A 3,232-nucleotide genomic window follows, 5' to 3' on the forward strand; every position below is an offset into this window, starting at 1 on the left:
CAGCACGGGTGTCCAGTCTTCCTTCAACCGCTGCCTGTGTCAGCATGCCAGCATCAGCGATCAAGAGATTCACGGCATCAATGCACTGGTTCAGGTTATTCTTGATCTCGTTGAAATCACCACTGTACGAGTCGGTGATCTTCGGGGGAATATCGCCTTTTGAGATACGGTCGACATACTCAGCAGCAACATTCAGCGGGCCGATTACCGCGTCAAGGGTAGCATTCACACCCTCAACGATCTTCCGGAAATCACCCTGGTGTTTTGTTGCATCAGCACGAGTTTCAAGACGACCTTCGACTGCGGCGTGTGTTAAGGTAAGAATGTCTTGAATTGCTGCTTTTTGTTCTGTCAGATTAATAATAAATTCTACAGCGCCCGTGCATATACCTTGATCATCGATTATTGGAGTTGCTGTAATGAGAATCGGAATATTCTTCTCCCCGATGTGGGCAACTGTCTCTTCAGTAATGATCCGTTGTTCACGGATACTCCGCATTGTGGCACAATTTTTACCCTGACAGACATCGGTATTAAATAACGTATGACAAAATGACCCAATAAGGTCCTCAGGGTGTTTTTGAAACAGATCTGCTCCCGCCTTGTTAATATGAGTAATTTTCTGATTTATGTCAATGGCAATGACCGGGGTTGCGACACCATTGAGAACACCCTGCATCTTTTCCTTTACGAGTTTTAGATCTTCTTCTTTTTTCTTTAAATCAGAAATATCCTCAAAATATTCAACTGCCCCGATGACTTCCCCTGATTCATTACATAAAGGAGAGGCATAATAACGAATGGGGATATCATTCCCACGTATATGAGCAATCGTTTCACTTTCGATCTTTCTTTTTTCCCGCATTGCGCGAAGTATCGCACACTCCCCGCCCTCGCAATCATCAGTTCTGAATAATAAATCACATTTCTGACCTACCGCCTGATCACGGGAGATATTCAGGATATCAAGAGCTGCATCATTAATCATCTCAATTGTCCGGTCAGTGCGTACTTGAATGACAGGCTTAGCAACCCCATTTAAAATATTCTGGCAGAAACCGAGATCTGAGGTATCAATTACCATCCGACATCACCGAGTATACAAGATCTTCTCTATGATAATGTAAAAATCGGCGGATCTGCATAGCGTTGATGCCATGCATATCAATTCCATTATAAGATCTAAATAAAAATCAGAACATATGGTATACCAGGAGGGTGACATTGCAACCAGTTCGCGTATCCTGGAATTCTTATCAGATTTTCCGCAAGGGGTTAGTATCGGAGAGATATCAACAGCCCTCACCCTGAATCGGAACCTTGTTGCCAAATATCTCTCTATTATGCACATGCAGGGCAGGGTAGAACTTCGATCCTATGGAAAGGTAAAACTCTATCGCAAAACCACACGAATCCCTTTTCATGCCCTTCCACTTGTCACCCAGGGATGTATTATCGGTCTGGATCAGCTGGTTTATATAAAAGAAGTTCTGGGCCCCTGCAAAGAGATGACCGGTTCGGAAAAGAATGAACTGCTCCACAAACCATTTTCGGAAATATTTCATCCTGCATTCACCGACCCCCTCGTGAAACAGTATATTCAGGAATACCGGACCGGAGTAATAGCACCACCACTCCATAAAGAGATTATATGGCGAAAAAGGGGATACAACCTCTCAATTGTCCCCTGCATTTTTGATGATGGAACTCAGGGTCTTGCATTGCTCCTGGCTGAACAGACCGGCATGGAATCTTCATCAAAAAAAGAGAAGAATCATGTCAAAACGTATCAATATCTGACCCATGAAACCCCGAACTTCATTCTGCATCTCAGTGCCGGAGGAGAAGTCCTCTATGTAAACGAGTCGTATGCCAAGTACTGTAAAGTGAAGGTATCTGACCTTCTTCACACGAATGGCATCCCACTTGCCACCCAGGATGATTTTACCCGGATCTTAAATATTGTCATACAGAATGAGTCATTGAACGAACCGGCCTCTACCGATATCCAGGTCGTTATGAATGATGGCTCCGTACGCTGGCAGACATGGGTATTTCATCCAGTCAGAGAGCAGGGTATCCTGACCGAACTTCATGGATACGGGCGGGATATTACCGAAGAACGGGAGAGAGAGAACTTCTATCTACGGCTCCAAAAAGAGTTTAACCAGGATGTCCAAGAGAAAACCTCTGAACTTCGGGAGATGACGGCGCAGCTGAGAAAGGAGATTGACCAGCGAAAAAAACTGGAACTGGCATTGAAGGGAAGTGAGGAGAAATACCGGAACCTTACCGAAATTACTACCGACATCATCTGGGAAACCGACCTCTTCGGAACCATCGTTTATATTAATCCAAAAGTTACTGCAATCCTGGGGTACTCAACCGAAGAGATCGTCGGGAAAAAGATCTGGGAGAAGACCAATCCTGATTGCCAGGAGAACATAAAGGCCTATTTTTCAGATTCACACGCCTCCTCTTTTGAACAGATCTCCCTACCCATTACCCACAAAGACGGATCAGAGGTATGGATCGAACTATCAGGAATCCCTCTGGTCAACGAGGAGAATCAGTTCTCCGGATACCGGGGAATCGGCCGGGACATTACCAAATCAAAAATTATTCAGGAACATAACAAAAGACTTCGTGCCATCATCGAAAATACCCCCGATATCGTTAGAATCTCAGATATACATGGGGATCTGCTGTACATGAACAAGGCAGGAAGAAGACTTTTAAAAATTCCAGATTCTGCTGACATTACCAGGTATAATAATGCCTGTTTTATGAGTGCTGATGATTGGGAAAAGATCCGTGAAGGGAGGAGGATTGCCATGAGGGAGGGTATCTGGCAGGGTCTGACCCGGCTGATTGCAACCGACGGAACCATCATCCCGGTATCACAGGTGATCATCGCCCATAAAAAGGGCAAAAGAGATGAGATGATCTTTTCCACTGTGGCACGTGATATTTCAGATATAATACGGTTCAGACAGGAATTAGAAGATGCCAGTACTTATAGCAGAAATCTCATTGAGGTAAACCTTGATCCTCTCGTCACGATTGGTCCTGACGGAACAATCCAGGATGTCAATCACGCAACTGAGTTAATAACCGGGTATTCACGGGAGAAACTAATCGGAACAGACTTCTGCTCATACTTTTCAGATCCGAAAAAGGCCAGGGAAGGGTATGAAAAAGTTTTTTCAGAGGGATATGTTCGGGATTATCC

General features: G+C 44.6%; 2 protein-coding genes. One reads left to right on the plus strand and one right to left on the minus strand.

What is annotated here, in order from left to right; all coding sequences use genetic code 11:
- Positions 1–1,084, minus strand: a 1,084-nt coding sequence (locus PLA23_RS11895; protein ID WP_324475315.1) for a PAS domain-containing protein, incomplete at its 3' end; no start/stop codon positions are given.
- A 118-nt stretch (positions 1,085–1,202) separates the two neighbouring features.
- Here PLA23_RS11895 and PLA23_RS11900 point away from each other — a divergent pair.
- Positions 1,203–3,232: PAS domain S-box protein (locus PLA23_RS11900; RefSeq protein ID WP_324475316.1), on the plus strand; the 2,030-nt coding region annotated here is incomplete at its 3' end.

It is taken from the genome of Methanospirillum sp. (assembly GCF_035406105.1).
Lineage (GTDB): Archaea > Halobacteriota > Methanomicrobia > Methanomicrobiales > Methanospirillaceae > Methanospirillum.